Origin of the sequence: uncultured Halorubrum sp. (genome assembly GCF_937146585.1) — an archaeon.
GTDB lineage: Archaea > Halobacteriota > Halobacteria > Halobacteriales > Haloferacaceae > Halorubrum > Halorubrum miltondacostae.
Genome location: NZ_CAKZRO010000129.1, coordinates 1 through 25,921 on the forward strand (window position 1 = coordinate 1; position 25,921 = coordinate 25,921).

The 25,921-nt window shown below is 71.1% G+C and carries 27 protein-coding genes and 2 tRNA genes; 20 read left to right on the plus strand and 9 right to left on the minus strand.

What is annotated here, in order from left to right; all coding sequences use genetic code 11:
- Positions 1-175 precede the first annotated feature (175 nt).
- Positions 176-1,627 (plus strand): nickel pincer cofactor biosynthesis protein LarC, encoded by a 1,452-nt coding sequence (gene larC / locus Q0116_RS10340; protein WP_297887736.1) that lies wholly within the window; start codon positions 176-178, stop codon positions 1,625-1,627.
- A 28-nt stretch (positions 1,628-1,655) separates the two neighbouring features.
- Here larC and Q0116_RS10345 read toward each other — a convergent pair whose 3' ends face one another.
- Positions 1,656-1,988, minus strand: a complete 333-nt coding sequence (locus Q0116_RS10345) for a hypothetical protein (RefSeq protein WP_297887739.1) — start codon at positions 1,986-1,988, stop codon at positions 1,656-1,658.
- A gap of 542 nt (positions 1,989-2,530) precedes the next feature.
- Between Q0116_RS10345 and aspS the strand changes: the two genes are divergently transcribed.
- The 3 genes from aspS (at position 2,531) to Q0116_RS10360 (ending at position 5,121) form a co-directional block, all read left to right on the plus strand.
- Positions 2,531-3,835 carry an aspartate--tRNA(Asn) ligase gene (aspS, locus tag Q0116_RS10350; protein WP_297887742.1) on the plus strand — a complete coding sequence of 435 codons (1,305 nt, stop codon included), beginning with the start codon at positions 2,531-2,533 and terminating at the stop codon, positions 3,833-3,835.
- A 244-nt stretch (positions 3,836-4,079) separates the two neighbouring features.
- Positions 4,080-4,394, plus strand: a complete 315-nt coding sequence (locus tag Q0116_RS10355) for a hypothetical protein (protein WP_297887745.1) — start codon at positions 4,080-4,082, stop codon at positions 4,392-4,394.
- Between the two features lies 1 nt (position 4,395).
- Positions 4,396-5,121, plus strand: a complete 726-nt coding sequence (locus Q0116_RS10360; protein WP_297887747.1) for a DUF4382 domain-containing protein — start codon at positions 4,396-4,398, stop codon at positions 5,119-5,121.
- A 342-nt stretch (positions 5,122-5,463) separates the two neighbouring features.
- Here Q0116_RS10360 and Q0116_RS10365 read toward each other — a convergent pair whose 3' ends face one another.
- The gene (locus Q0116_RS10365; RefSeq protein WP_297887748.1) at positions 5,464-6,159 is read right to left on the minus strand and encodes a VTT domain-containing protein; all 696 of its coding nucleotides are present in this window, start codon (positions 6,157-6,159) and stop codon (positions 5,464-5,466) included.
- Positions 6,160-6,235: 76 nt separating this feature from the next.
- Positions 6,236-7,063, minus strand: a complete 828-nt coding sequence (locus tag Q0116_RS10370) for an NAD(+)/NADH kinase (RefSeq protein WP_297887750.1) — start codon at positions 7,061-7,063, stop codon at positions 6,236-6,238.
- Between the two features lie 147 nt (positions 7,064-7,210).
- Here Q0116_RS10370 and Q0116_RS10375 point away from each other — a divergent pair, with 147 nt between their 5' ends.
- Together Q0116_RS10375 and Q0116_RS10380 are read left to right on the plus strand one after the other, a co-directional pair.
- Positions 7,211-8,737 carry a KaiC domain-containing protein gene (locus tag Q0116_RS10375; RefSeq protein WP_297887752.1) on the plus strand — a complete coding sequence of 509 codons (1,527 nt, stop codon included), beginning with the start codon at positions 7,211-7,213 and terminating at the stop codon, positions 8,735-8,737.
- Between the two features lie 135 nt (positions 8,738-8,872).
- On the plus strand, positions 8,873-9,982 hold the full coding sequence (locus tag Q0116_RS10380) for a mechanosensitive ion channel family protein (RefSeq protein ID WP_297887755.1): 1,110 nt from the start codon (positions 8,873-8,875) through the stop codon (positions 9,980-9,982).
- Between the two features lie 367 nt (positions 9,983-10,349).
- Here the strand turns inward: Q0116_RS10380 and Q0116_RS10385 are convergent.
- Positions 10,350-10,420 (minus strand) — tRNA-Gly (locus Q0116_RS10385).
- A gap of 117 nt (positions 10,421-10,537) precedes the next feature.
- On the opposite strand from Q0116_RS10385, the gene Q0116_RS10390 reads away from it, so the two are divergent.
- Entirely contained in the window at positions 10,538-11,977 is a 1,440-nt protein-coding gene (locus Q0116_RS10390; RefSeq protein WP_297887758.1) for a M28 family metallopeptidase, read from the plus strand.
- A 33-nt stretch (positions 11,978-12,010) separates the two neighbouring features.
- Here the strand turns inward: Q0116_RS10390 and nadE are convergent, their stop codons facing one another.
- A complete protein-coding gene (gene nadE, locus Q0116_RS10395; protein ID WP_297887761.1) occupies positions 12,011-13,012 on the minus strand; it encodes an NAD(+) synthase in 1,002 nt (333 codons plus the stop codon).
- Between the two features lie 420 nt (positions 13,013-13,432).
- Between nadE and Q0116_RS10400 the strand changes: the two genes are divergently transcribed.
- The gene (locus tag Q0116_RS10400; RefSeq protein ID WP_297887764.1) at positions 13,433-13,966 is read left to right on the plus strand and encodes an Rrf2 family transcriptional regulator; all 534 of its coding nucleotides are present in this window, start codon (positions 13,433-13,435) and stop codon (positions 13,964-13,966) included.
- Between the two features lie 49 nt (positions 13,967-14,015).
- On the opposite strand, the gene truA is transcribed toward Q0116_RS10400, so the two are convergent.
- The 3 genes from truA to Q0116_RS10415 all read right to left on the minus strand — a co-directional run bounded on the left by truA (position 14,016) and on the right by Q0116_RS10415 (position 15,716).
- Positions 14,016-14,933, minus strand: coding sequence for a tRNA pseudouridine(38-40) synthase TruA (truA, locus tag Q0116_RS10405; protein WP_297887766.1), 918 nt, complete (start codon positions 14,931-14,933; stop codon positions 14,016-14,018).
- A complete protein-coding gene (locus Q0116_RS10410) occupies positions 14,930-15,451 on the minus strand; it encodes a universal stress protein (RefSeq protein ID WP_297887767.1) in 522 nt (173 codons plus the stop codon). The genes truA and Q0116_RS10410 overlap by 4 nt, the downstream gene beginning before the upstream one ends.
- 64 nt (positions 15,452-15,515) lie before the next feature.
- Entirely contained in the window at positions 15,516-15,716 is a 201-nt protein-coding gene (locus tag Q0116_RS10415) for a XapX domain-containing protein (RefSeq protein ID WP_297887769.1), read from the minus strand.
- A gap of 102 nt (positions 15,717-15,818) precedes the next feature.
- On the opposite strand from Q0116_RS10415, the gene Q0116_RS10420 reads away from it, so the two are divergent.
- The 11 genes from Q0116_RS10420 to Q0116_RS10470 all read left to right on the plus strand — a co-directional run bounded on the left by Q0116_RS10420 (position 15,819) and on the right by Q0116_RS10470 (position 23,562).
- Entirely contained in the window at positions 15,819-16,385 is a 567-nt protein-coding gene (locus Q0116_RS10420; protein WP_297887771.1) for a peptidylprolyl isomerase, read from the plus strand.
- Between the two features lie 150 nt (positions 16,386-16,535).
- Positions 16,536-16,644: transfer RNA gene (locus Q0116_RS10425), tRNA-Glu, on the plus strand.
- Positions 16,645-16,729: 85 nt separating this feature from the next.
- Positions 16,730-17,941, plus strand: a complete 1,212-nt coding sequence (locus tag Q0116_RS10430; protein ID WP_297887774.1) for a cystathionine gamma-synthase — start codon at positions 16,730-16,732, stop codon at positions 17,939-17,941.
- Positions 17,942-18,022: 81 nt separating this feature from the next.
- Positions 18,023-18,970 carry a D-2-hydroxyacid dehydrogenase gene (locus tag Q0116_RS10435; protein ID WP_297887776.1) on the plus strand — a complete coding sequence of 316 codons (948 nt, stop codon included), beginning with the start codon at positions 18,023-18,025 and terminating at the stop codon, positions 18,968-18,970.
- Positions 18,971-19,166: 196 nt separating this feature from the next.
- Entirely contained in the window at positions 19,167-20,165 is a 999-nt protein-coding gene (locus tag Q0116_RS10440) for a phosphate uptake regulator PhoU (RefSeq protein WP_297887778.1), read from the plus strand.
- On the plus strand, positions 20,162-21,025 hold the full coding sequence (locus Q0116_RS10445) for an alpha/beta hydrolase (RefSeq protein ID WP_297887780.1): 864 nt from the start codon (positions 20,162-20,164) through the stop codon (positions 21,023-21,025). Before Q0116_RS10440 ends, Q0116_RS10445 begins: the two co-directional genes overlap by 4 nt.
- A gap of 23 nt (positions 21,026-21,048) precedes the next feature.
- On the plus strand, positions 21,049-21,432 hold the full coding sequence (locus Q0116_RS10450; protein ID WP_297887781.1) for a hypothetical protein: 384 nt from the start codon (positions 21,049-21,051) through the stop codon (positions 21,430-21,432).
- A gap of 161 nt (positions 21,433-21,593) precedes the next feature.
- Positions 21,594-21,875: a ubiquitin-like small modifier protein 1 gene (locus Q0116_RS10455; RefSeq protein ID WP_297887784.1), complete on the plus strand. Its 282-nt coding sequence runs from the start codon at positions 21,594-21,596 to the stop codon at positions 21,873-21,875.
- Positions 21,872-22,234: a hypothetical protein gene (locus Q0116_RS10460; protein ID WP_297887786.1), complete on the plus strand. Its 363-nt coding sequence runs from the start codon at positions 21,872-21,874 to the stop codon at positions 22,232-22,234. Before Q0116_RS10455 ends, Q0116_RS10460 begins: the two co-directional genes overlap by 4 nt.
- Positions 22,234-22,752: a hypothetical protein gene (locus Q0116_RS10465; RefSeq protein WP_297887789.1), complete on the plus strand. Its 519-nt coding sequence runs from the start codon at positions 22,234-22,236 to the stop codon at positions 22,750-22,752. The genes Q0116_RS10460 and Q0116_RS10465 overlap by 1 nt, the downstream gene beginning before the upstream one ends.
- Before the next feature lie 84 nt (positions 22,753-22,836).
- Entirely contained in the window at positions 22,837-23,562 is a 726-nt protein-coding gene (locus Q0116_RS10470) for a fumarylacetoacetate hydrolase family protein (RefSeq protein ID WP_297887792.1), read from the plus strand.
- 66 nt (positions 23,563-23,628) lie between these two features.
- Here Q0116_RS10470 and Q0116_RS10475 read toward each other — a convergent pair whose 3' ends face one another.
- Entirely contained in the window at positions 23,629-24,459 is an 831-nt protein-coding gene (locus Q0116_RS10475; protein ID WP_297887794.1) for a hypothetical protein, read from the minus strand.
- A 124-nt stretch (positions 24,460-24,583) separates the two neighbouring features.
- On the opposite strand from Q0116_RS10475, the gene Q0116_RS10480 reads away from it, so the two are divergent.
- A complete protein-coding gene (locus Q0116_RS10480) occupies positions 24,584-25,813 on the plus strand; it encodes a hypothetical protein (protein ID WP_297887796.1) in 1,230 nt (409 codons plus the stop codon).
- The last annotated feature ends 108 nt before the right edge of the window (positions 25,814-25,921 follow it).

The window sequence follows — 25,921 nt, forward strand, 5'->3', positions numbered from 1 at the left end:
CCGTGCTGAATACACCCTCTGTATTCACCGCGACGCGAGAAATATCTCACAACTCATGGATTTCAACAGAGCAACATAAACCAAGGCCACCGCTCAGATGTTTATAAACAACCGCCCGACCGATTCGGCGGCGTCAATCCCGAGGTATTTGTCCGCCAGTCGCCTCGGAAGACCCATGCGAACGCTCGTCTTCGACGGTCGGACCGGCGCCGCCGGCGACATGATCTGCGCCGCGCTGATCGCCGCCGGCGCCGACCCCACGGTCCTCGACCCCGTGCGCGACGCCCTCCCGATCCGATACGAGGTCGGCGAGGCGGAGAAGAACGGGATCCGCGCGACGACCGTCGACGTCCTCGTCAGCGGCGAGGGCGACGAGGCGGGCGGAACCGTCGCCAGCCACGGTCACGCCCACGATCGCGTCCCCGACGAGGAACAGGACCACGATCGCGGTCACACGCACGGCCATGACCACAGCCACAATAGCGACACGGACTCACCCGAAGACGAGGTCAATGCCGAGGGCGCGGGCGTCCACCGGAGCTACCGCGAGGTGGTCGCCCTCGTCGAGTCGATGGGGCTCCCCGACGCGGTCGAGTCGACCGCGCTCGACGCCTTCGAGCTTCTCGGCCGCGCGGAGGCGTCGGTCCACGGGGTCGACCTCGAAGAGACGCACTTCCACGAGGTGGGCGCGGACGATGCGGTCGCCGACGTGGTCGGCGCCGCGCTGCTGCTGGACGACCTCGACCCCGACCGCGTCGTGACGACGCCGGTCGCCGCCGGGGGCGGAACTGTCGAGATGAGCCACGGCGCGTACCCGGTCCCCGCCCCGGCGACGACGGAGATCGCCGCCCGGGCCGGCTTCCGGATCGTCGGCGGGCCGATCGACCGCGAACTGCTCACGCCCACGGGCGCCGCGATCCTCGGGGCGGTCGCCGACGACGTCGACGCGGTCCCGGATCTGGCGGTCGAGCGCGCCGGCTACGGCGCGGGCGACGCCGACTTCGAGCGCCACCCGAACGTCCTGCGCGCGCTCGTCGGCGACGGGGGAGACCCCGGAGCGGACGACGACCGCGGGGAACACAGCGCCGACCGCGCACAGGGCGATCACGCGCACGACGACCACACTCACGGCGACCACTCTGCCGACGGGTCGCTCGTCCACGACGACATCGCCGTCCTAGAGACGAACTTGGACGACGCCGCGCCGGAGGTGCTCGGCGGGCTTCAGGAGACCCTCTCGCGGGCCGGCGCGCGGGACGTCACGATCGTTCCGACGACGATGAAGAAGTCGCGGCCCGGTCACCTCGTGAAGGTGATCTGTAAGCCGGCGGACGCCGAGGCCGTCGCCGAGCGTCTCGCCCGCGAGACGGGGACGCTCGGAGTGCGCCAATCGGGCGCGAGCCACCGTTGGATCGCCGACCGCGAGTTCGAGGCGGCGACGCTCCGGGTCGACGATGCGGATCACGAGGTAACCGTGAAAGTCGCCTCGACGACCGACGGGTCGGTGTACGACGTCAGCGGGGAGTACGACGACGCGGCCGCGGTCGCCGAGGCGACCGGCCTCCCGATCCGAGAGGTGCTCCGGCGCGCCGAGGCCGAGGTGCGGGAACGGATCGCGGAGGAGTGAGCCGTTCGCGGGACGCCCGCTCCGCCCGTCAATCGGGCGGGTCGACCCGCTCGACGCGCTCGGGGTCGACGCCGAAGCCGTCGGCGAGGCGCTCGCGGACGCGGTCGACGACGAACTCCTCGGCCGCGTCGGGGTCGGCCTCGGGGCCCGCCTCCTCGCCGACCGCGAGGGTCGCGACCGCCTCGACCGTGGTGTCGTTGAGGCCGGGCCGGAGGCCGGCGATCTCGATCTCCTCGACGCGGAGGCCGTCGATTCGCTCGATCTGTGCTCGTGCGCCGGCGACGAGGTCGCCGGTGGCCGCCTGCGAGACGCGGACGGTCACCGTGGCCTCGACCGACGGCGTGTGGATGGCTGCCGCCATACGCCCTCGCCGCGAGTCGAACGCGGCGCGGCCGGTCGGCGTCCCGGTCCGGAGTCCGGGACGAGCCGGTCCGCGGCCTCGAACGCGCCGACGGCGGGGGTCGCCGACTGCGGCGCTCGCGAGGGTGCGGTCGTCCGGCTCGACGCGCGCGACGAGACAGCGGCGGCTGGAGAGAACGGGAGATGGTCCGTCCCGGGGAAATCCTCCCCAGCCGACGCGCGTCACGCGGTCGGGCGGACGGACCGTGAGTTCGGAGCCGAATACCCGATCCACCCGAGGAACGCGACGCTCTCGGACCGCGCGAGCGTCGAGAGGGTGGAGCGGGTCATGATCGGTTCCGCGGCGCGGGGAGCGCCGTTGTTCACGTTCTGAACCGGTTTCGACTTAAAATTATGTTAGTTATGCGACTACATGCCACGGTGCGTTCGGTCCCCGAGCCGCCGAGAATCCCGCCGAGCGGCCGCGCGCGTCTGGTTCCGTCGACGGCGAGACGACAGGCCTATGCCGGCTCCCCGACCAGTTGCGGACAAGCAGAAACCGCCATGATCGAGCGAATCCACACGTCGGACGTCGAACCGGACGCGGACGAGGTCGCCATCGCCGGCCACGTCCACGAGATCCGCGACCTGGGGGGCCTCGTGTTCCTCATCGTGCGCGACCGCGAGGGGCTCATCCAGATCGTCTTCAAAGAGGAGCGCGAGCCGGAGCTGTTCGAGGCCGTCCAGGACGTGGGCGCCGAGGACGTGGTCCGCGTCGTCGGCGAACCGCTGGAGAGCGACCAGGCGCCCGGCGGCGTCGAGATCGCGCCGACCGAGTACGAGGTCATCGACGAGGCGGAGTCCCCGCTCCCGCTCGAGATCTCGAAGGACATCGAGGTCGACCTCTCGACCCGGCTCGACAACCGCGCGCTCGACCTCCGGAAGCCGGAGACGCTGGCGGTGTTCACCCTCCGCTCCGAGCTGATCACCGCGATGGAGGAGTGGTTCGAAGACGAGGGGTTCGTCGACATCAAGACGCCGCTGATCTCGAAGGGCGGCGCCGAGGGCGGCGCGGAGCTGTTCCCGATCCTCTACTACAACCAGGACGCGTTCCTCTCGCAGAGCCCCCAGCTGTACAAGCAGATGCTGATGGCCTCGGGCTACGAGGCCGTCTACGAGACGGGTACGGCGTTCCGCGCCGAGGACTTCGCCACTTCGCGCCACGTCTCCGAGATCGCGATGTTCGACGTGGAGCTGGCGTACATCGACGACGAGGACGACGTGATGGACGTCCAGGAGGAGTCGCTCCGCTACGCGCTCCGCGAGGTCGCCGAGAACGCCGAGCGCGAACTCGACCTCCTCGACGTGGACCTAGAAGTCCCCGAGGACGACTTCCCGCGGATCACCTTCGACGAGGCGCTCGACATCTTGGAGACCGAGTACGGGCACTTCCCGGACGACCCGACCGACCTCGACACGAAGGGCGAGAAGCTGCTGGGCGAACACTTCGAGGAGCAGGGCCACCCCGCGTTCTTCGTCGTCGGCTACCCCGACGAGAAGTTCTACTACATGCAGGACGTCCCGGACGACGAGATCGCCTCCCGGAAGTTCGATCTCATCTACAAGGGCCAGGAGCTCTCCTCGGGCGGCCAGCGCGAACACGACGTCGAGCGCATGGTCGAGGTCATGGAGGCGGAGGGCGTCGAGACCGCGAACTTCGAGTTCTACATCGAGGCGCTGAGCTACGGCACGCCCCCGCACGGCGGCTACGGGCTCGGCATCGACCGCCTCGTCCAGAAGGTCGCCGGCCTCGACAACATCAAGGAGGCGATCATGTTCCCGCGCGACCCCAACCGCCTGGAGCCGTAGTCGGCTCGAACACCGACTCGCTTCTCGACTGCGCCCGACTGTCGCCGTCCGCTCCTGTCGGTCGCAGTCCGCGGGCGCGCAGGTGACCGCGGTCGGTTCGACTGTCCATTTATATACGACCCCCGACGCAGGTCGATCTGGCCGTTCGGCCCGTCTTCCGCCGATTAAACCGAGTTAAATCGGGCGTAACTCGGCTGAACGGCTTGGGTCATTAAACCGTGTAGCGCTCCGAGGGGGAGTCGTCATGAGTGCGATACGAACGACGCTGATCGTGGCGCTGGCCACGGTGGTACTGATCGGGACCGGCGCGGCCGCCGGTGCCGTCGCGGCGACCCCCGGCCCGGACAACGCCTCGGGCGACGCGGGGCCGCCGAGCGACCTCCCGAGTCAAGTTCCGGACTTCGTCGGCGGAATCCTCGATAACGTGAACGAGTTCCTCTCCGGCGGCGTCGACGACCTCGGCGAGACCGTGAGCGACATCGCCGGGAACGGCGCCGGCGAGGGCGACGGAACGGACGCCGAGGACGGCTCGACCGCCGACGGCGAGGGGGGTGCGTAACGTGACGGACCGCACGCCCGACCTCGACGCGATCGACAGGCGCACGTACCTCCAGGCGACCGGCGCCGCCGCCCTCGGCGCGGCCGGCCTCGCCGGCTGCGTCGGTCGCGCGACCGGCACGCTCGCGACGCAGGTAACAGACCAGCCGGCCGACATCGCGGACTTCGAGTCGCTCGTCGTCACCGTCGACGGGTTCTGGCTCGGTCCGGAGGGCGCCGAACCGGAGGCGGACGCCGACGGCGAGAACGAGACCGACACGGACGACGGGAGCGACGGGGGGGACGAGACCGCCGACGGCAACGAGACCGACGACGCGGAGGACGAGCCCGAGGGTCGCGAGTACTACGAGTTCGACGAGTCGCAGGAGGCGGACCTCGTCGAACTCCAGAACGGCGAGACGCAGCTGGTCGACGAGCGCGAACTCGAGACCGGCGAGTACCCGTACCTCCAGCTCGACGTCTCGTCGGCCGACGGGACGCTCACCGACGGGAGCGACGCGGCCGTCGACCTGCCGGGCAACGCGCCGCTGAAGTTCAACGAGCAGTTCGAGATCCGCGAGAACACGCGGACGACATTCACCGCGGACTTCGCGCCGGTGCTCCGCGGGAACGGTCGCTACCTCCTCAGGCCGGTCCCGAGCGGCATCGAGGTCGAGTACGAGGAGTCGGGCGACGCCGACGGCGGGAACTCGACCGACGGCGAGAACGCGACCGACGGCGGCTCGTAAAACGCCGCGCCCCCCGGTCCCCCGTTGGAGCCGCGGCCGCGTCCGGTCGCTCGCCGTCGGGCGAGCGCCGCGCGCCCCGCGGTTCCGGGGTCAGGGCTGGGATCGGTTCCCGGGATTCGGGGACCGGGGGAATGCGCGCGCCGCCGCGAGCGGTTCCCGAACCAGAGCACCCGTCTGCTGTCAGAGGCACACGGCCCGCACGATCGCCCGCGCGACGACCGACGCTCGGGCGGTCCTCGCGTTCTTCTGTCCCCGCGACTTTCGGTCCGTCCCGTTCTCCGCTCGGTTCCGTTCCTCTACCGATCGACTTACCCGGCGGCACCCGACCCTCCTCTACCCGAATTAGGCCGACGAGGCCGCGTCCGGGCCCGCGAGCGTGCGGTAGAGCGGCCCGGCGAGGACCAGCACGCCGACCGCCGCCATCCCCACGATTACCGTCGGGTCGACGAGCGACCCGCCGCCCGCCGCGAGTCGGTCGAGCGAGACGCCGACCGCGACTCCGGAGAGGACCCACGGCAGCTCGCCGAGCGCGGTCCCGAAGACGAACGGCCTGACGCCGACGCCGGCGGCCGCGGCCCCGACCGTCACCGCGTCGGAGGGGAGCGGCAGGAGCCGCGTCCCCGCCACGGCGCGCAGGTTCCCGGACTCCGCCGCGAAGCGCTCGCCGGCGCGACAGAACTGCGCGGCGACCCCCGAGTCGCCGGCCGCGTCCCCCTCGCCCTCGAGCCGGAGTCGCCCCGCCCGGGCGAGCGCGTACGGCGGCAGCGCGGTGGCGACGACCAGCGCGATCGCGAGCGGCGTCCCGAGCCAGCCGTACCCGAAGCCGACGACGACGGCGAGCAGCGTCGTCGGCCAGGCGAGGAGCGGCCGCACGGCCGCGAGCGCGACGACCGCGACCCCGAACCGGATCGGGTCGGTCGCGAGCCACCGCAGCCGCGAGAGCGCCGCCTCGGGGGAGACCGCGAGCGCGACGGCCGCCAGCGCGGCGACGACGACGCCGGCGGCCGCGTACCGCCCGAGCCTCGAACGGCGATTCACGCTCCGGCGTCGGCAGCCGTCCGGTAAACGCTTTGTGGGTGCGTTCGCCCGCGTGCCGGCCTCGGGCGCGTCCGGCTCACGAGAGCTTCCCGAGCGCCTCGAAGAAGTCGGAGGGCGGGCCGGCGATCCGGATCGGGGGCGCGGCGCGTTCGACGGTCACCTCAACCGGGCCGTCGAGCGTCGCGGTGTCGCGGCCGTCGCTGACGACGGTCGCGCCCGCGTCGTCCGCGACCGCGACCGTCACGGTCGCGTCGGCGTCGACGACGAGCGGGGGCATCCCCTCGTCGGCCACCATCTCGTTGACGACGATCCCCTCCACAGCCGGGTGGACGAGGGGGCCGCGCTCGGAGAGATTGTACGCGGTCGACCCCGTCGGCGTGGCCACGAGCACGCCGTCGGCGTGGCCGCCGGCGTAGCGCGAGCCGTCGACGCGCACCTCGTAGTCGATCCCGCCGCCGGGGCCGCGGCGCTCGCCCTGGACGACCACCTCGTTCGCGGCCGGCGTCGACGTCCAGTCCCCGGCGCTGGCGGCGAGCCTCGGGGCCTCGCGGACGTCGAGTCCGTCGTTCCGGAACGCCCGGATCTCGGCGCGGAGCGCGGTCGCCGCGTCGGCGGGCTGGACCGCGTTGAGGAACCCCACCTCGCCGAGGTTTACCCCGACGATCGGCGTGTCGCCCGCGTTGCGCGCGACGAAGAGGAAGGTCCCGTCGCCGCCGACCGCGACGACGAGGTCGCAGTCGCCGAACGCGTCGACCGCGCGCGCGTCGTCGCCCGCGTCGAGGGCCGAGGCGGTCTCTCTGTCGAGCCAGACGGCCTCGCCCGCGTCGACGACGACGTCCCGGAGCGTCGCCGCGAGCGACGCGGCGCGCTCGCTCCCCTTTCGCGCGACGATACCCACTTCCATGGGGAACCCATCCCGATCCCCGGATAAAAGCGTGCGGACATCGGGGAACCCCGCCGAGTTCTCGACGCGCGAGAGTTCGCCGGAAAGTTTCAAGCCGCTCGACCGCGTTGCTCGGGCCATGTCGACCCCCCACGGGCGGCGGAAACGATGAGCGAGGAGGACGACTGGTTCGAGCGCGCGCTGCGCGAGACCGACGGAGAGTCCGACGAGCGGCCGGTGGGAGAGGCTGAGGGCGGGTCCGACGACGAGGCGGAGACGGAGGACGCGACGGCAGAGACGGAGCACGCGGCGGACGGACCCGAGGTCCCCGACGATGAGGCGGAGCGAGAGTTCGACGACCCGGCGGTCGAACTGGGCGCGTCGAGCGAGGATACCGCCTCCGACGACCCGTTCGGCGGTGCGGTCGGGGGGTCGGACGCGGACGCGAGCGACGGAGACCCGTTCGGCGGCGGCGCTGGAGACGACGACGCTGGAAGTGACGACGCCGGGGGCGACGGTGAGGCGCACCCCTCCGAAGATGCGGGCGGCGATGCGGACCCGTTCGGCGGGGCCGAGGAGTTCCGCGGGGACCGCTCTGACGACGACCCGGCGGCTGACGGCGTGCCCGCGGACGCGTTCGGCGACGTCGGCGGTGACGACGGGTCGTTCGGCGGGGACGACCCCTTCGGCGGCGGGACCGACGCCGACGCGAACGCCGGCGGCGCCCCCGACGTGGACGCCGGGTCCGGCGGCGGGAGCGACCCGTTCGGTGCGGACGACCCCTTCGGCGGGAGCCGCGGGGACAGCGGGACCGGCGGCGGTGCGGGCGGGGGCGGAGCCGGAGGCGCCGGCGGCGGGGGCGGCGACCCGTTCGGCGGCTACCGCGGCGCTGCGAGCGCCGGCGACGACGACTTCGGGTTCGGCGACCTCGCCGGCGAGGCGGGCGGCGGCGGCGAGACGACCGACTTCGACGTCGACCCCGACGAGTTCGAGTCCGAGATCGACCGGACCGACATCGGGATCAAGGGGCTCGACGACATGATCCTCGGCGGCGTCCCCAGTCGGTCGCTGCTGTCGGTCATCGGCGGCGCCGGGACCGGGAAGACGACGTTCGCGCTCCAGTTCCTCAACCACGCCCTCGAATCGGGGAACAAGGGGATCTACATCACGCTCGAACAGACCCGCGAGTCGATTCTCGACACGGCGGCCGAGAAGGGATGGTCGTTCCGTGAGCACGCGGCCGAGGACCGCCTCGCCGTCGTCGCCATCGACCCCATCGAGATGGCCAACTCGCTGGCGTCGATTCGCAACGACCTCGTCCGGCTCATCGCCGAGTTCGACGCGGACCGGCTGGTGCTCGACTCCGTCTCGCTGCTGGAGATGATGTACGACCACCCAGCGAAGCGCCGCTCGGAGGTGTTCGGGTTCACGCGCTCGCTGAAGGAGGCGGGCGTGACGACGCTGCTCACCTCCGAGGCGAGCGAGGAGACGAAGTACGCGTCGCGGCACGGGATCGTCGAGTACCTCACCGACGCGGTGTTCGTGCTCCAGTACGTCCGCGGGTCGGACTTCCGCGAGACCCGTCTCGCCGTCGAGATCCAGAAGATCCGCGACGCGAACCACTCCCGCGAGACGAAGCCGTACGACATCACGGACACCGGCATCTCGGTGTACGACCAGGCGAACATCTTCTGACCGAGGCGAGAGACCGGCGTCTCGGCCGGTGCGCCGCTGCGACGGGGACGCTCTATCCGGGCCGCGGACCCTCGCTTCGCTCACAGCCGGCCGAATCGACGGTAGAATTATGTAAGAGGGACAAGGGGTTCGACTATGGCCGTCAGTTCGCTCTTCTCGGAGACGTACCTCGGAAGCACGATTCCGGAGTACCTCTTGTTTTTTTCCGTGCTGCTTCTCGGCGGCGTCCTCGGGCGGTCGCTGAGCTTCTTTTATGAGCGCCGGTTACGGCAGACGGCCGAGGCCACGAAGACCGAGGTCGACGACATCATCCTCTACGCCTTGGGCCGCCCCGTCGTGCTGCTCGGTATCGTGTTCGGGGCGCTCGCGGGTCAGCGGATCCTCGCGCCGGCCGAGCCGCTGCGGACGGTCCTGAACGCGTCCGTCGAGATCCCGGTCGTCTTGACCGTCGCGTGGATCGCCGTCCGGCTGACGGACGGGTTCATCGACACCTACCTCGTCGAGTACGTCGAGCGGACCGAGACGAAGCTGGACGACGAGCTGGTTCCGATCGTCAGCCGCATCACCAACATCGCTATCGTGTCCGTCGCGGGCGTCGTCATCCTCGACTCCCTGGGATACGACGTCACGGCCGTTATCGCCTCTCTCGGGGTGGCCGGGGTAGCTATCGCGTTCGCCTCTCGGAAGACGATGGCCGATATCTTCGGCGGCGCACACATCCTCACGACCAAGCCGTTCCTGATCGACGACACCGTCGACGTGGACGGGACGACCGGAACCGTCGAGAGCATCGGCCTCCGAACGACGCGCATCCGCGACTTCGACGGGCGACTCGTCACCCTTCCGAACTCGACGATCGCGAACGCCGAGGTGCGCAACATCTCCTCGGAACCGACCCGACGCGTCAAGGCGTTCCTCGGCCTGTCGTACGACACCGCCCCGACCGAGATGGACGCCGCGATCGACCTGGCCACCGAGACGGTGAACTCCGTTGACGGCGTCGACACGGAACAGACGGGCGCGTGGTTCTGGGACTACGGCGAGTCGTCGATGAAGATCAGGCTCGAGTATCACGTCGACGACCTCGACCGCTGGAAGGAGGTGCGGAGCACGGTGAACCGCGAGATCCAGCGGGCGTTCCGAGACGCCGGGTTCGAGATGGCGTTCCCGACGAGGACGGTCCGCGTCGAACAGGGCGGAGAGAATGGCGCCGTGGCGGTTCAAGGCGGCGCCGAGGGGGACTGATCGAGTACCGCGGACTCCCGGCCCACGGCGGTCACTGGTCCCTCCTACAGTCTTGGCAGTCTCCGAACGATACTCTCCGAGGCGCGTCGTCTCGGATAGGCGAGAGACGCAGGGACCTCGGCTTCGGACGCGACGGCCTCCGCTCATCGAACCGGAAGCAGACGTGCTCGCTCGTTTCACTCGCTGCGCGCGACTGATAGGGTTCAATTCCGCTGCCGATTCCTGCGGCTCGCGACGTTGCTCGCCGCAGGAATGCACCGTCCGGGAGTCCCGTGAGCACAGCGAACGGGACGTTGGACGGGGCACGACCGGAGGGAGTTTGCCGAGCGAAGCGAGGCAAACGTTGACTGACGGAGTCAGTCGGAAGTGCACCGTCCGGGAATTGAACCCGGGCTATTAGCTTGGGAAGCTAATGTCCTACCACTGGACCAACGGTGCTCGAATCGAAGTACCCGACCGTCCCACTTCAACGTAGCGTTTTGACGGGCGAGCCGGGATCGGGCCCGCGAGTGCCGCGAGCCACACGCTTAACACGTCGCCGACGGAGACACGCGCATGACCGACGACGCAGCAGACGGAGCGCGGACTGACGCGGCCGACGCGGTCGAGCGCGTGCGCGAGCGGTCCGCCGAGTTCGCCCCCGCGCTCGGGGCGACCTGGACCGACGACGGGCCGTGGCGCTTCCTCACCGACCTCACCGCGATCGGGAGCCGGATGGCCGGCAGCGAGGGCGAGCGGCGGGCCGCCGACCTCGTCGCCGACGCCTTCGAGCGCGCGGGGCTCGCGGACGTCCGCACGGAGGCGTTCGACCTCCCGGCGTGGGAGCGCGGGTCGGCCTTGCTCGACGTGACCGTCTCCGGGCGCGACGGCGAGCCGACCACGCGGTCGTTCGAGGCGCTGGCGCTCCCGTACTCGCCCGCGGGGAGCGTCTCGGGCGAGCTCGTCGACGTGGGGTACGGCACCCCCTCGGAGATCGACGAGCGCGACGTGGCGGGCCGGATCGCGGTCGCCTCGACGACCACGCCGTCCGGCGGGCGGTTCGTCCACCGGATGGAGAAGTTCGGCTACGCGATCGACTCCGGGGCGGTCGGCTTCGTGTTCGTCAACCACCTCGACGGGCAGCTCCCGCCCACCGGGTCGCTCACCTTCGGCGAGGAGGCCGAGGCGGTCGCCGTCGGCGTCTCGAAGGAGACCGGCGCGTGGCTCCGGGAGTACGCGGTCGGGGGCGAGGGGACCGGACCGGCCGACGCGGGCGCGGTCGCGCAGGTCGAGCTGTCGGTCGAGGCGTCGACGACGCCCGGCGAGAGCCGCAACGTGGTCGGGACGGCCGGCCCGGACACCGACGAGCGCGTCCTCCTGCTCGCCCACTACGACGCCCACGACATCGCGGAGGGCGCGCTCGACAACGGCTGCGGCATCGCGACGGTCGCGACCGCGGCGGAGATCCTGGCGGGCGCGGACCTCCCGACCGGCGTCGACGTCGTCGCGGTCGGTGCCGAGGAGGTGGGCCTGCTCGGCGCGGAGCACCTCGCGGAGCAGGTGGATCTCGACCGCGTGAAGGGCGTGGTCAACGTCGACGGCGCGGGGCGGTTCCGCGACCTCGTCGCGCTCGCGCACGCCTCCACGGCGGCCGCGTCGGTCGCGGAGGCGGTGTCGACCGCGACGCGCCAGCCGATCGAGGTCGACGCGCAGCCGCACCCGTTCTCCGACCAGTGGCCGTTCGTGCGTCGCGGCGTGCCGGCGCTCCAGCTCCACAGCGACTCCGGCGACCGCGGTCGCGGCTGGGGACACACCCACGCGGACACGCGAGACAAGGTCGACGACCGGAACGTCCGGGAGCACGCGATGCTCGTCGCCCTGCTCGTCGCGGAGTTCGCGGCCCCCGAGCGCGACCTCCCCCGGCTGGACCGTGACGAGCTCGCGGCCGCGTTCCGCGAGGCCGACTTCGAGACGGGGATGCGCGCCGCCGACCTCTGGCCGGCGGACTGGGACTGAACGGGACGGCGCGCCCCGATCCCGACTGCTCCGTTACTCCAGATCCGCGTCTGGCGTCGCGGGCGGGAGTCGCTTGTGCGCGGTCGCGCGATGGCGGCCGAGCAGGTCCGCGACGAGGGCGCGGTCGACGTCGGCGAGCGCGGCGGTCTCGGGCCCTCGGTCGTCGCCGCCGTCGCCGCCGCTATCGCCCGCGTCTCCGTCGGCTTCGGCGACGGCGGCCGCGATCCGCTCGGTGACCGATCCCGGGTCCAGCCCCAGGTCCACGCCGAGGTGGAGGACGGGGTCGACGACCTCGTAGGGGGCCCCGAGGTCGTCCGCGTCGCGCTGTCCCGGCAGGAATCCGGCGGTCGGCGACTTCTCGACGACGAACTCCGGCACGTCGAGTCCCGCCGCGAGCGCCCGGACGTCCGTCTTGTAGAGGTGGCCGAGCGGGAACAGGTCGGCCGCGCCGTCGCCGTGTTTCGTCAGGTAGCCCAAGAGGAGTTCGCTCCGGTTCGCGGTGCCGCAGACGAGGCGGTTCGTCGCGTTGGCGGCGAGGTAGGCCACCGTCATCCGGAGCCGCGCGACCGCGTTTCCGGACCGGACCGGTTCGTCGTGGAGGTCGAACCGGTCGGGAACGACCGCCCCGAACTGCGCGAACAGGGGCTGGAGGTGGACCGTCTCGTGTTCGATCCCCAGCGCCTCCGCGAGCGCCTCGGCGTCGCGGGCGTGGGGCGCGCCGATCTTGTTACACGGGAGGACGAGGCCGTACACGCGGTCGGCGCCGAGCGCCTCGACCGCGAGCGCCGCCGTCACCGTCGAGTCGAGCCCGCCGCTCATGTTCACCACCACGCCGTCCGCGCCAGCGGCGTCGACCCGCTCGGCGACGAAGGACCGAGTTCGCTCGCGCTCGACCTCCGGATCTCGGTGCGGGAGCAACGAACGAGGGGAGGGGTCGCTCTGCGCGTCGTCCCGACCGTCGGTCTGCGTCGCGTTCGCCGCTCGCTCGGAAGCGGCTCTCCCGTCCGCGTCGAAGGCTGACTCGGGATCAGTCATCGCCGTCCTCCGGTCGATTCGCCCCTCGCGCTCGACCGTTCGGTGCTCGGCCTCTCTCGCTTCGCGGAGCGCCGATACGCCTCCGGGATCGATCGCAAGCGTCGCGTTGAATCGTCATCAGTCGCCCGCCGCTTCCAGTCGTGTCGGTAAATATTTGCGGTGTGGATCGTATAAGGAATTGGTACGATTATATTCGAGCGTCGTCGTACTTCGATTTTCGGCCGACAAACGGTTTTTCATGCGGTCCAAAACCCACGAAACTGGCAAAATCGACTATCCGGAATCACGAATACCGTGTGTTACCAGACGTAGCGAGTCAGAAAAAGCGAACGTTCGGAAATAGCTACGAAAAGTAGATTTCTAATAATATAATGACGTTATACACGAACATTTATTAGTTCAGTGGCTATCAACTCGTACATGTCCGATATCCAGCTGAGTTCGAGCCAGGACCGCGTGCTCACCGCGCTCGTGAACCTCGCCGAGGGCCGCGACGCGCCGGTACAGGGCCGCGAGATCGCGGACGCGATAGACCGCAACGCGGGGACCGTTCGGAACCGGATGGGGAGCCTTCGCACCCTCGGCCTCGTCGAGGGAGTCGCCGGGCCCGACGGCGGCTACGTCCCCACCGACGGGGCGTACGACGCGCTCGGCATCGAGCGCCTCGAGGACGCCGCGACCACGCCGGTCGAGCGGGAGGGGACTCCCGTGGAGGACGTCACCGTCGCGGAGATCGACCTGTCGAGCGTCACGAACCCCGAACTGTGCCGCGCCGAACTCGTGATCCGCGGGTCGGTCGGCCCGTTCGACACGGGCGACCACGTCACCGTGGGACCGACGCCCGCGACCGGGTTGCGCCTCTCGGGGACGGTGGACGCGACCAACGTCGACGGCAACACGCTCCTCGTCCGCGTCGACGGCATGGAGACCCCCGCGGGCGGGTCGGCCGCCTGAGCGGCAGTCGCTTGACGGCCCGGGCGGCCTCGGTCGCCGACTCGTTCACTCACTCTTCGTCGAGCGCCTCGAACAGCCTGTCGCGGACCGCGCCGGTGGCGGCCGCGGCGTGACGCGCGTCTCGGTGTCGCTCTCCGAAGGCGACGCGAGCGCTCTCGGCGGCCTCGGCGTCGAGGTCGAACGCGACGTCGGGGTACGTCACGTCCCACAGCACGAGCGGTTCGGGCGGCGCGGGGCCGACGCCGCGGTCGCCCGAGATCGGCTCGGGAGCGAGCAGGCGGTCGATCCACTCCGGCTCGGCAGTACCGCGACCGACGGCCCGAGCCGCGGCGACGATCCGGCGGACGAGCGCGCGCGGGAAGCCGCCGGCCGCGACCTCGACGACGAGCGTGTCGCCCTCGCGGGTCGCCCGCGCGTCGAGGTCGCGAACCGTCCCCGTCTCGTCGGTCGTCAGATTGTGGAAGTCGTGTTCGCCGTCGAACCGCGCGAGCGCGGCCCGGAGCCGCTCGTCGTCGACCGCGTGTTCCGGGTCTCGACGCGCGGACTCGGGGGTTCCGCTCGCGCCGGCGTCTGGCGCGTAGAGGTGGTAGCGGTACGTCCGGCGGACCGCGTCGTGGGTCGCGTGGAACCCGGAGGCCACGTCGGCGGCGGCCCACGCGCGGACCGCCCCGGGGAGGTGGCCGTTGAACGCGCGCGGCGTGAGCCACGCCGGCGCCTCGAAGGCGACGGTCTGGGCGACGGCGGAGACGCCGGCGTCGGTCCGCCCCGCGGCGGCGTAGCCGGGCGGCGTGGCGTGGGTCGGGCCGTCGCCGGGGTCGACGATCCCGTGGTCCGCGAGCGCGCCGAGGAGCGAGTCGGCGACGGTGTGCGCGTGGGGCTGCCGCTGGAAGCCGGCGTACTTCCGACCGTCGTACGCGACGCGGAAGGCGCGCGTGACCGTCTCCGCTCCGCCCGACGCGTCCGTCACTGGGCGTCGTCCGCGTCGTCGCCGTCCGCCTCGCCGCCGTCTGCCTCGCCGCCGTCCGCGTCGGGCGTCTCGGCCGGGGGATCCGTCGCTTCGGGGTCGGCCATCGGAACGGTCACGACCGGCACCGACGCGACGCGGACGACCTTCTCGGTCACGCTGCCGAGGAGGAGCCGGCGGATCCCCCGTCGGGTGTGGCTCGGCATGATCACGATGTCGGCGCCGTCGTCGATCGCGTTCTCGATCACGTCCAACGGCTCGCCGCGGACGACGTCGCCGACCACCTCGACGCCGGCGGCCTCAAGTTCGGCGGTCACGGCCTCCACCCGCTCGGCGGCCGCGTCGGCGAGTCGGTCGGAGAACGCCCCCGCTCGCGGCCCGGCGAGGGTCTCGGCCGCGGTGTCGGCGGCCGAGACGACGTGGACGGTTGCGTCGTAGCGCTCGGCGAGGCTGGCCGCGTGCGGGATCGCGTCGTTCGCCTCGCCGCCGGGCGCCACGGGGAGGAGGATCTCGTCGTACATGTGCGATACTGCTCGCGCCCGGCGGAAAACGATACCGGCCGTCTGCGCCGCGGGGCGGCGCGCGTCAGAGCCCGAGCGCGTCGAGCAGGTCGAACCCGACGCCGGCGTAGCCGACGAGCTTGAAGCCGAGGTAGATGCCGACGATCGCCACCACGCCCGGCAGCTCCGGGGGCGCGGGGATCGGCACGCGGAGGAAGGCGAACAGCGCGCCGACCGTCACTCCGACGACGAGCGCGGCGACGGTCAACACCGGGGTCGAACTCATGTCGACGCGTCCGCGGCGTTCGTTCATAAGCGCGGTGTTCGCGGCCGGGGACGGCCCGCGCGGATGGGCAGGGTTTTCCGACGGGCGTCCCTCCCCGAGAACATGGCACGAGAGGTTTCCGACCCCGATAACCCGCAGGTGACGCTTCAGACCAACCACGGCGACATCGTCGTCGAACTGTTCGCCGAGCGCGCGCCGAAGACGGTCGAGAACTTCCTCGGCTTAGCGCGCCACGACCCCGCCGCCGACGCGGAGCCCGCGCCGGAGACGAACACGTGGGAGGACCCGAAGAGCGGCGAGGTCCGCGGCGACTCGCTGTACGAGGGCATCGTCTTCCACCGGGTCATCGACGACTTCATGATCCAGGGCGGCGACCCGATGGAGAACGGCCGCGGCGGTCCCGGCTACGAGTTCGACGACGAGTTCCACGACGACCTGACCCACGACGGCCCGGGGATCCTCTCGATGGCGAACTCCGGTCCGAACACGAACGGCTCGCAGTTCTTCATCACGCTCGACGCGACCCCGCACCTCGACGGCAAGCACGCCGTCTTCGGGCAGGTCATCGACGGGATGGACGTCGTCGAGGAGATCGGCGGCGTGCCGACCGGCCGCAACGACGACCCCCGCGAGGCCGTCGAGATCGAGCACGTCGACATCGACGAGTAACGACCTCGAACGCACCGTCGGGTGCGGTCTCGGTCGGGCCGCTCGGCTCCGGGCGGGACGCGACCGAGGCGCGTCGATCGCGTGCGCTACCGTCGCACGCTGCGGGGAGTTGAGAAGAGTTAAATTGTCCCCGGCGTAAGCGTCAATCGCGCTCGGTTGGTGTAGTCCGGCCAATCATGTTGGCCTTTCGGCGGACGCGGCGCTTCGGCGCCGGTTCGGAAGTCAGCCGACGACCAGGGTTCAAATCCCTGACCGAGCATCCACTCACACACCGCGAGCGGCGAGCTTCTCGTTCGGCCGGTCCGAAGGGGAAGAATCACTTTCCTCGGTGACCACCGTCACGTATGACCGACCGAGCCGACGACGGGAGCCACGCCGGCAGCGATCACGGCCGCGACGGCGACGACCGTCGCATCGAGACCCGCGCGATCCACGCCGGACAGGAGCCCGACCCCGAGACGGGCGCGCTGATGACGCCGATCCACGCGAACTCCACCTACGAGCAGGACGGGCCGGGCGAACACCGCGGCTACGAGTACAGCCGGACCGGGAACCCGACGCGCACCGACCTCGAGGCGAACCTCGCCTCGCTGGAGTCGGGTAGCCACGCGCGCTGCTTCTCCTCCGGCATGGGCGCGATCAACACGGTGCTCAACCTGCTGTCCGCGGGCGACCACGTCGTCGCCGGCGACGACGTCTACGGCGGCACACATCGGATCCTCACGCAGGTGTACGACGAGTACGACATCGACACCACGTTCGTCGACACGACCGACCACGGCGCGGTCCGGGAGGCGATGCGCGAGGAGACCGAGCTGGTCTGGGTGGAGACGCCGACGAACCCCCTGATGAACGTCAACGACATCGGCGCGCTCGCCGACGTCGCCCACGAGCACGACGCGCTCTGCGCGGTCGACAACACCTTCGCGACGCCGTACCTCCAGCGCCCGCTCGAACACGGCGCGGACATCGTCTCCCAGTCGCTGACGAAGTACCTCGGCGGCCACTCCGACACCATCGGTGGGGCCCTCATCGTCGACGACGCGGAGCTGGACGAGCGGCTGGGGTTCTACCAGAACTCCGTCGGGGCGACGCCGGGCCCCTTCGACGCCTTCCTCGTCCTCCGCGGGACGAAGACGCTCCCGGTCCGGATGGACCGCCACTGCGAGAACGCGATGGCGCTCGCCGAGTGGCTGTCGGCGCACGACGCCGTCGACCGCGTCTACTACCCCGGGCTGGAGTCGCACCCGGACCACGAGCTGGCGGCCGAGCAGATGGACGACTTCGGCGGCATGCTCTCGTTCGAGCTGGACGGCACCCTCGAGGAGGCGTCGACGGTCGTGAGCGAGACGGAGGTGTTCACGCTCGCGGAGTCGCTCGGCGGCGTCGAGAGCCTCATCGAGCAGCCGGCGGCGATGACGCACGCCGCCATCCCGCGCGAGGAGCGGCTCGCGGCCGGGCTCACGGACGGGCTGATCCGAGTGTCGGTCGGGATCGAGCACGTCGACGACATGAAGGCCGACCTCCAGGCGGCGTTCGACGCGGCGCTGTCGTAGGCCCTCCAGTTCGGTCGCTGCGGCCGCGTCCCGTTCCGGGCGACTGACACCATTTTTATCGACGCCGACGAGACTGCCCGTATGAGCGACCCGGACGTCCTGATCCTCCGACAGACGATCCACGGACTCGGCCCCGACGAACTGGCGGCGGCGGTCCGCGAGCGGCTCCCGGACGCCGCGGTGGCGCGAGCGCGCACGCCGGGTGAGGAGCGCGAGCTGATTCGCACCGCGCGGGTGGCGGTCGGCCTCACTATCGACGAGGAACTGCTCGCGGTCGCCGAGGAGCTGGAGCTGTTCGCCTGCGTGTTCGCGGGGACCGGCCACCTCCCGCGCGACCTGCTCGACGACCACGGCGTCGCCGTGACGAACGCGTCCGGCGTCCACGGGCCGAACATCGCCGAACACGTCGTGGGGTCGATGATCGCGCACGCGAGACAGTTCCACCGGGCGTACCGCCAGCAGTCCCGGCGCGAGTGGCGCACCTACGAGACGACCGAGGTGTACGGCTCGACGGTGGCCGTGGTCGGACTCGGCGCCATCGGGCGCGCGGTCGTCGATCGGCTCGAGTCGTTCGACGTCGAGACGATCGGGGTGCGCTACTCCCCCGAGAAGGGCGGGCCGACCGACGAGGTGTACGGGTTCGACGAGTTCCACGAGGCCGTCGCGGACGCCGAGTACGTCGTGCTGGCGTGCCCGCTCACCGAGGCGACCCGGGGGCTCGTCGACGCCGACGCGCTCCGGACCATGCGGCCCGACGCCGTCCTCGTCAACATCGCGCGCGGGCCGGTCGTCGACACCGACGCCCTGGTGACCGAACTCCGGAACAACCGCATCCGCGGCGCGGCGCTCGACGTCACCGAGCCGGAGCCGCTCCCGGAGGACCACCCGCTGTGGGGGCTGTCGAACGCGACGATCACGCCGCACAACGCCGGGCACACGCCCGAGTACTACGAGCGCGTCGCGGAGATCCTCGCCGGCAACGTCGCGCGGCTGGAATCAGGCGACGAGCTCCGTAACCGCGTGGTGTGAGCCGAGGCCGGTAGCGACCGAGCCGAAATCTATCTAAGTATATAGTAGTATATAGTGAAAATACTGATCTACCTATCGACCCGAAGACGGACTATCGCGCCGTCTGAGGGGTCCCCTGAAACGCAGTTCCATACGGGCTCTCTACCCGGTATATATTTTGATCAAAATTAAGGTGTTCCGCTCTGGAACGTGAGGTATGGAAACGCGGAAGGTTCAGGTCACCGGCGGTTCGACGTACACGGTCTCGATTCCGAAGACGTGGGCGACCGACAACGACGTCGAGGCCGGGACGGAGATCGAGTTCCACCCCGACGGCGACTCGCTGTTCCTCACGCCGCGGTCGGAGGAGGAGCGAACGCGGGGGACGCTCGACATCTCCGACCTGAGCGGACAGGCGCTCCAGCGGGCGGTGACGACGATGTACGTCAGCGGCTTCGACGTCATCGAACTGGAGGCGGCCGAGATCACCACCGAGCAGCGGTCGACGATACGCGACGCGGTCCAGAGCCTCGTCGGCCTCGAAGTGTTGGAGGAGACGCGCGATCGCGTCGTCGTCCAGGACTTGCTCGACTCCTCCGAGCTCTCGATCCACAACGCGGTCACGCGGATGCGGCTGATCTCGCTGTCGATGCTCGAAGACGCGCTCACCGCGCTCACCGAGCGCGACCACGACCTCGCGCGCGACGTGATCGGTCGCGACGACGACCTCGACCGGCTCTGGCTCGTCGTCTCGCGGATCTTCCGCGCGACGCTGCGGACGCCCAAGGCCGCCGAGGAGCTCGGCCTGCCCCGCGAGGAGTGTTTCGACTACCATTCCAGCGCCCGGCAGCTGGAGCGGATCGGCGACCACGCGACGAAGATCGCGCACCTGACGCTGAACATCGACGACCCGCTTCCCGACGACGTCGTCGAGGCGGTCGACGACCTCCACGGCGACGCGGTCGAGGTGATCGACACCGCGATGGACGCGCTGTTCGACGACGACACCGACGCCGCGACCCGGCGGGCGAACGAGGCGCGAACCGGCGTCAGGGCGATCGACGAGCGCGTCCGGTCCATCGACGAGGTCCTCCGGGAGCTCGACCCCACCCGCGCGCAGCTGCTCGGGCTCGTCGTCGACTCCGTCCTCCGGTCGGCCGACTACGGCGGGAACATCGCCGAGACGGCGCTCCAGAAGGCCGCGCCGACGCCGTGAGTGGGGTCCGCGGACGGATCGCTCGCCGACTGCCCGCGCGCCGGCGGCTCGCGATCGCCGGGGGTGCGGTCGTCCTGCTCCTCGCGCTCGTCGTCGCCGGCGGGGCCGCGTACTTCGCCGCCGGGCAGGGGCCGAACGCGGACGCGGTGGCGGCGGTCGAGGCGGACCCGAACGTCACCGTCGAGCGGACGGCGCTCGGCACCGCGGTCCGCGACGGACCGGTGACCGGTTCGACCGTCGGACTCGTCTACTACCCGGGCGCGCGGGTGGCTCACGAGAGCTACGTCCCCACCGCCGCGGACGTCGTCGCCGCGTCCGACCGCGTCGCGCTCGTCGTCGTCGCGGAGATGCCCCTCAACCTCGCCGTCATCGCGCCGGACCGCGCCGACCGCGTGCGCGAGCGCTACCCGGAGGTCGACGTCTGGGCGGTCGGCGGCCACTCGCTCGGCGGTGCCATGGCCTGTCGACACGCCGCCGAAAATGCCGCGGCGTACGACGCGCTGGTGCTCCACGCCGCGTACTGCGACCGCGACGTCTCCGACAGCGGCCTCGACGTCCTCTCGGTGCTCGGCGCCGCGGACGGCGTGATAGACGCCGAGCGGGAGCGCGCGTCGCGGTCGAACCTCCCGCCTGACGCCCGGGTCGTGGTGCTCGACGGCGTCAACCACGCCGGGTTCGGGGCCTACGGGCGGCAGCGCGGCGACGATCCGGCGTCGCTGTCGCCCGACGCCAGTCGGGAGGCGGTCGGGAACGCGACCGGGACGTGGCTCGACGAACGCGTCGGGGCGAATCGCAGCCCGCGGCGGGCCGTTGCGCCGCGGTCGCCGCGGTCGCCGTTGCCGGGTGAACGGGTTTTTTGACCGCGCTCCCACGAGGTGATCGCATGCCAGAGATCGAACTCGGCGTGCCGCGGGGCGTCGTCGAGTCGCTCCCGGAGGAGGAGGGGACCGCCGAACAGGACATGCGCCGCGCCATCGCGGGGATCCAGTCGCGACTGAACGAGGCGCTCGACGAGGCGGACCCGGACGAGGCGGCCGAGGTCGTCGCCGACGCTGTCGAGCGCATGGAGTCGCAGGCCAGCACCTACCACGAGTTCGTCCCGGAACTGCGCGCGTGGGGGCAGTCGCCGATCTACGCGATCGCGTGGCGGAACCTCTACCTCGAGCTCATCGGCCAGCTGTACGACCACGAGTGGCTCGCCGACGACCTCGACCGCGAGCGCAACTTCCGGCTGGTCGAGGACGGCATCCGGCTGTCCGACCTGTAGCCGGCGTCGGTCCGACGCGGTCTCCCCGGGGCTTCCCTGCGACCGTGGCGTTTCGCGCCCACAGCGTTTTGCGCCCGCGGCTATTTCGCGGCCGTCGCTTTTAACGGTCGTCGGCTTCTGCGGCCGGCCGCTTTTAAGCCGCCGCGACCCGACGTACGGATATGGAACTGGAACTGCGGTTCTTTGCGACGTTTCGCGAGGCCGCCGGCGGGAAGACGGTGAACGCGGAGTTCGCCGACGACTCCACGGTCGGCGACGTGCTGCGGGAGCTGGAGTCGACGTACGAGGGGATGGACGGGCGGCTGATCGTCGACGGCGACCTCGCCCCGCAGATCAACGTCCTGAAGAACGGTCGCGAGGTGCTCCACCTCGACGGACTCGACACCCCGATCGCGGACGGCGACCGGCTCTCCGTGTTCCCCCCGGTCGCGGGAGGATCATGAGCGACGACGGGTCGCCGCCCGCGGAGGAAGCGATCGGTGGCGCGAGCGCGGAGGCGGCCGACCTCCCGCCCGCCGAGGACGGGTGGGAGCGGGAGACGGTGGCGTACCGCGGCATTTCCCGGCGGCTCGCCGCCCACTACCTCCGGAACCTCGGTGGCGAGCTGGTCGGGACCGACGACCCGGCGGCGGCGACCCGCGTGGACGGCGACGGCTGGCGGGCGACCCTCAGCGCCGAGACGGTGACCGCGGCGGCCGCAATCACGCTCACCGAGGTGACGGCGGAGTTCGCCGGCGATCCCGACGCCCTCGCACAGCTCCTCCCGAAGTACCGGCAGAAGGCCATGCGCGCCGGCGGGTGATGTCCGACGACGCTGCGACCGGGGACTCCAGAGACGATCCCGACGAGGACGCGACCGGGGGCTCCGGAGGCGCTCCCGACGAGGACGCGACCGGAGACTCCGAAGACGGTGCGGACGGCGACCGGGATGTCGGGTCGTACCCGATCGGGGGGACCGCGCTGGTGAAAGCGACCGCGCTCGCGAGCGTGCCCGCCGCCCGCCTCCCGACGCTGCTCGCGCGCGTCCAGGGGGACCTCGGTCCCCGAATCGAGGCGTATCGCCGGCGGTACGAGCGGGTGGCGGCCGAGTCGGACCGGGAGGCGTTCCTCGTCGAGCCCGACCACTGGGAGGAAGTCGCGGACCGGGTCGGGCTCGCCGGCCGCGAGCGCGACGCCGTGGTTCGCGCGCACGAGGCGACGGTCGAGCGGATCGGTTCGGGGTGCGGCCGCCGGGAGGAGTTCGAGACCGCTTTGGAGATCCGGTCGTGCGTGGTCATCGGCGTCGGCGAGGACGCGGACGACGACGAGGAAAACGACTGAACCGGGCCGCAACCGACTCGGCGCCGGTCTCGGGAGTCGCTTCGTCACCGACGCCTTTTCGTGTCGCAGCGCGGACGTGCTCCCATGCGATTCGCTCGACTGCTCACGCCCGAGGGCCCCGTGGCCGGTCGCTACGTCGACGGCGCGGTCGTCGCGGACGACGGACGCTACGAGGTCGGTCGCGACGGGCGGCTGCTCCCGCCGTGCGAGCCAAGCGCGCTGTACTGCGTCGGCCGGAACTACGCGGCGACGCTCGACCAGATGGAGTACGAGCGGCCGGACGAGCCGGACTTCTTCCTCAAACCGCCCGCGAGTCTGCTCGCGCACGGCGAGCCGGTCCGCTACCCAGAGTGGACCGACGAACTGACCTACGCCGGCGAACTGGTCGCCGTGATCGGCGAGCGCTGTCGCGACCTCGCCCCCGCGGACGTGCCGGAGGTCGTCCGCGGTTACACGATCATGAACGACGTCGACGCGTTAGACCAACAGGGCCGGACCGCGCGGAAGGCGTTCGACGGGTCCGCGCCGCTGGGGCCGTGGATCGAGACCGACGTCGACCCGACGAACCTCGACGTCGAGACGACGGTCGGCGGGGAGGAGCGCCAGGACGCCAACACGGAGCTGATGTTGTTCGATCCGCACGAGGTCGTGTCGCACCTCTCGAAGCGGTTCACCTTCGAACCCGGCGACTGTATCGCGTTCGGCAGCCCGGCGAACCCCGGACTCGTCGAGCCCGGCGAGCGCGTCGAGATCACCTACGAGGGCGTCGGCACACTCTCGAACCGCGTCGTCGAGCCCGGCGCGGAGTGACGCCCTCGGAGTCGGTCGGACGGGGGCCGGTCGGACGGGCGGCGGTCCGACGGGCGTCGGTCGGCCTCAGTGGTTCCCGAGTCCGCTGTCTTCGACGCTCGCGTCGTCGATCCGATTGTTCGCGGTCGTCAGCGCCGCCTCGTCGCCGGTGCGAACGTACGTTCCGACGGCGTCGGCCGCCTCGACGAGGGCGTCCGCGGTCGCGGGCGGCACGTCGCCCCCGAGCGCGTCGACGCGCGCGACGCGGTCGCGGAGGCGCCCGAAGGCGTCGCGGGCGGGGCCGACCCTGGTCTCCGGACGGTCCCCGGCTACCGTGACGGTCCGGGCCTCGTCCGGGTCTTTCTCGGTCTCGCTTCGGTCGGCTCGGGCTTCGAGTTCGTCGAGGAAGTCGAGCGCGTCGCTGCGGTACGCCTCCACCGCGCGTACGGCGGCCATTCCCCGGGCTTCGCGGAGCGCGCTCGGGATCCCGTCCGTCGCCGGCCGGTCGCCGTCGTCGGCGCGGGCAAGCAGAGCGAGGAGGTACTCGCGGTCGGCGTCGGTTGGGTCCCGGAGTCGTTCGAAGCAGTCGACGGCCTCCAGCAGCTCGCGGGCAGCGAGGTACGTCTCGTCGAGGGGGGCGAGCCGCCCGCCGTCGATGAACCCGCGTTTCCGGCAGTACTCCCGGAGGTCGGACTGGAGCTCGTCGACTCCCGATCGGGGGAGCGTGTCGGGGGCGTCCCCGAACCGCTCGCGGTGGGGAGCGAGGTCGAGCGCGACGGGCGCGTCCGTGTGCGCGGTCCGGGCGTCGACGCCGACGCTGCGCAGGTCGCCGCAGCTCGGACACGCGACCGAGCCCGTCTCGTAGTACGACCACCGCGCGCCGCAGGACTGGCACTCGCGTTCGCCGCGGACTTTCATGCGAGTAGATTCGTCGCGTCCGCCCTAAACGACTGCGGGTCGGTGTCGCCGAACTGGGCTGCGCGGTTCGGTCGCCGGCGGTACGGGTACCAGCCTATTTCACTCCCTCCGGTCAAGGGTCAGCATGGACTGGCACGCCGTCGACGCGCTCGACCGCGCGGTCGACGCGACTCGGCGGTTCCTCTTCCCCTTCGGGGCGGTCCGGTGGGCGAAGCTCGCGTTCCTCGCGCTCGTGATGGCGGGCGGGGGGATCGGCGCGTCTCGTGCCGGGGTGTCGCCGGTCGGCGCTTCAACGATCGGGTTCGGTGCCTCGACGCTCGGGATCGGTGCCTCGACGCTCGAACTGGGTGTCTCGGCGGTCGGATTCGACCCTTCGACAGGTGGGTTCAGTGCGTGGGACGAGGCAGTTTCGCCGCCTACCGAGTCGCCACCGTCGAGTGTTGGTGCCCTGGTGGAGGCGTTCGGAGGGGCCGCGGCATCCGGGCTCGACCGCCTCGTCGGACTGAACGAGGCGCTGCTCGTCGCGATCGCGGTCGCAGCGCTGCTGGTCGTGCTCACGTTCCTCGCGTGTTCGTTCGCGTTTCGGCTCGCGTTTTACGACGCGCTCGCTACGGGAGAGGTCGCGCTCTGGCGGCCGTTTCGCGCCCGGTTTCGGCAGGCGATGGGGTTGCTTTCGCTCCTCGCGGGGATCGCCATCGTGGCCGCGACGCCGGCGGCCGCGTTCGTCGTCGCCGTCGGGTCCGCATCGATGTCTGCCGGTGGGTTCGCGTCGGTACCCGTATTTACCGTGTCGGCCGGCGCTCCTCCGGACGTCAGGGGGACCGCCACCGTCGCGCTCGCCGTCGTCGGAGTCGTGGTGACACTGGTCGGCGCCGTCGGCTCCCGCCTCACGTTCGAGTTCGTCGCGCCGGCGATGGTCGCTCGCGATCTGGGGGTGACAGACGGGTGGCGGGCGATCTGGGCGTCGTTCCGGGGATCGTGGGGCGACGTCGCCGCGTACCTGCTCGTTCACGCCCTCGTCGCAACGGGCGTTCGGATCGTCTTGGCCCTCGCCGTCGCGTTCGTCTCGGTTGTCGCCGTCGCGGCCGGACTCGTCGCGGTCCTCGTCGCGGCGGTTCCGCTCGGCGGAGTCGAGGCGGTGTTCGCGACGACCGCCGGGTCGATCGTCTTCGTGGCCGTGCTAATCGGCTCGGTTGTCTCGGTCGTGGCCGTGACGCTCCCCGTGCGGGTGGTGACACGGACGTACCTGACCGCGTACGAGGTCTCGGCGCTCGCCGGCATCGACCCGGAGTTGGCTCCGCTCGAACCGTCGGTCGCGGCGGAAGGCGGGGCAGCGTCCACCGGTGGTGGGTGAGTCCCCATCTGGGATTCTCTCTGGTGTGAGTGAGAGGCGGTCTGTTTGGTTGTGGTGTGCGTCTGTGCGTGTGAAGTGTGGTCCGTTTGGGTGGGGTGTGCGTCTGTG

Coding starts and splice junctions, on each gene's coding strand:
- Q0116_RS10380 (WP_297887755.1), top strand. CDS start 8,873: ATGGCCGTCAGTTCGCTCTTCTCGGAGACGTACCTCGGAAGCACGATT.
- Q0116_RS10465 (WP_297887789.1), top strand. CDS start 22,234: ATGTCCGACGACGCTGCGACCGGGGACTCCAGAGACGATCCCGACGAG.
- Q0116_RS10475 (WP_297887794.1), bottom strand. CDS start 24,459: ATGAAAGTCCGCGGCGAACGCGAGTGCCAGTCCTGCGGCGCGCGGTGG.
- Q0116_RS10400 (WP_297887764.1), top strand. CDS start 13,433: ATGTCCGATATCCAGCTGAGTTCGAGCCAGGACCGCGTGCTCACCGCG.
- Q0116_RS10345 (WP_297887739.1), bottom strand. CDS start 1,988: ATGGCGGCAGCCATCCACACGCCGTCGGTCGAGGCCACGGTGACCGTC.
- Q0116_RS10440 (WP_297887778.1), top strand. CDS start 19,167: ATGGAAACGCGGAAGGTTCAGGTCACCGGCGGTTCGACGTACACGGTC.
- Q0116_RS10420 (WP_297887771.1), top strand. CDS start 15,819: ATGGCACGAGAGGTTTCCGACCCCGATAACCCGCAGGTGACGCTTCAG.
- Q0116_RS10450 (WP_297887781.1), top strand. CDS start 21,049: ATGCCAGAGATCGAACTCGGCGTGCCGCGGGGCGTCGTCGAGTCGCTC.
- aspS (WP_297887742.1), top strand. CDS start 2,531: ATGATCGAGCGAATCCACACGTCGGACGTCGAACCGGACGCGGACGAG.
- Q0116_RS10480 (WP_297887796.1), top strand. CDS start 24,584: ATGGACTGGCACGCCGTCGACGCGCTCGACCGCGCGGTCGACGCGACT.
- Q0116_RS10470 (WP_297887792.1), top strand. CDS start 22,837: ATGCGATTCGCTCGACTGCTCACGCCCGAGGGCCCCGTGGCCGGTCGC.
- larC (WP_297887736.1), top strand. CDS start 176: ATGCGAACGCTCGTCTTCGACGGTCGGACCGGCGCCGCCGGCGACATG.
- Q0116_RS10355 (WP_297887745.1), top strand. CDS start 4,080: ATGAGTGCGATACGAACGACGCTGATCGTGGCGCTGGCCACGGTGGTA.
- Q0116_RS10375 (WP_297887752.1), top strand. CDS start 7,211: ATGAGCGAGGAGGACGACTGGTTCGAGCGCGCGCTGCGCGAGACCGAC.
- Q0116_RS10370 (WP_297887750.1), bottom strand. CDS start 7,063: ATGGAAGTGGGTATCGTCGCGCGAAAGGGGAGCGAGCGCGCCGCGTCG.
- Q0116_RS10455 (WP_297887784.1), top strand. CDS start 21,594: ATGGAACTGGAACTGCGGTTCTTTGCGACGTTTCGCGAGGCCGCCGGC.
- Q0116_RS10415 (WP_297887769.1), bottom strand. CDS start 15,716: ATGAGTTCGACCCCGGTGTTGACCGTCGCCGCGCTCGTCGTCGGAGTG.
- Q0116_RS10390 (WP_297887758.1), top strand. CDS start 10,538: ATGACCGACGACGCAGCAGACGGAGCGCGGACTGACGCGGCCGACGCG.
- Q0116_RS10435 (WP_297887776.1), top strand. CDS start 18,023: ATGAGCGACCCGGACGTCCTGATCCTCCGACAGACGATCCACGGACTC.
- nadE (WP_297887761.1), bottom strand. CDS start 13,012: ATGACTGATCCCGAGTCAGCCTTCGACGCGGACGGGAGAGCCGCTTCC.
- Q0116_RS10410 (WP_297887767.1), bottom strand. CDS start 15,451: ATGTACGACGAGATCCTCCTCCCCGTGGCGCCCGGCGGCGAGGCGAAC.
- Q0116_RS10430 (WP_297887774.1), top strand. CDS start 16,730: ATGACCGACCGAGCCGACGACGGGAGCCACGCCGGCAGCGATCACGGC.
- Q0116_RS10460 (WP_297887786.1), top strand. CDS start 21,872: ATGAGCGACGACGGGTCGCCGCCCGCGGAGGAAGCGATCGGTGGCGCG.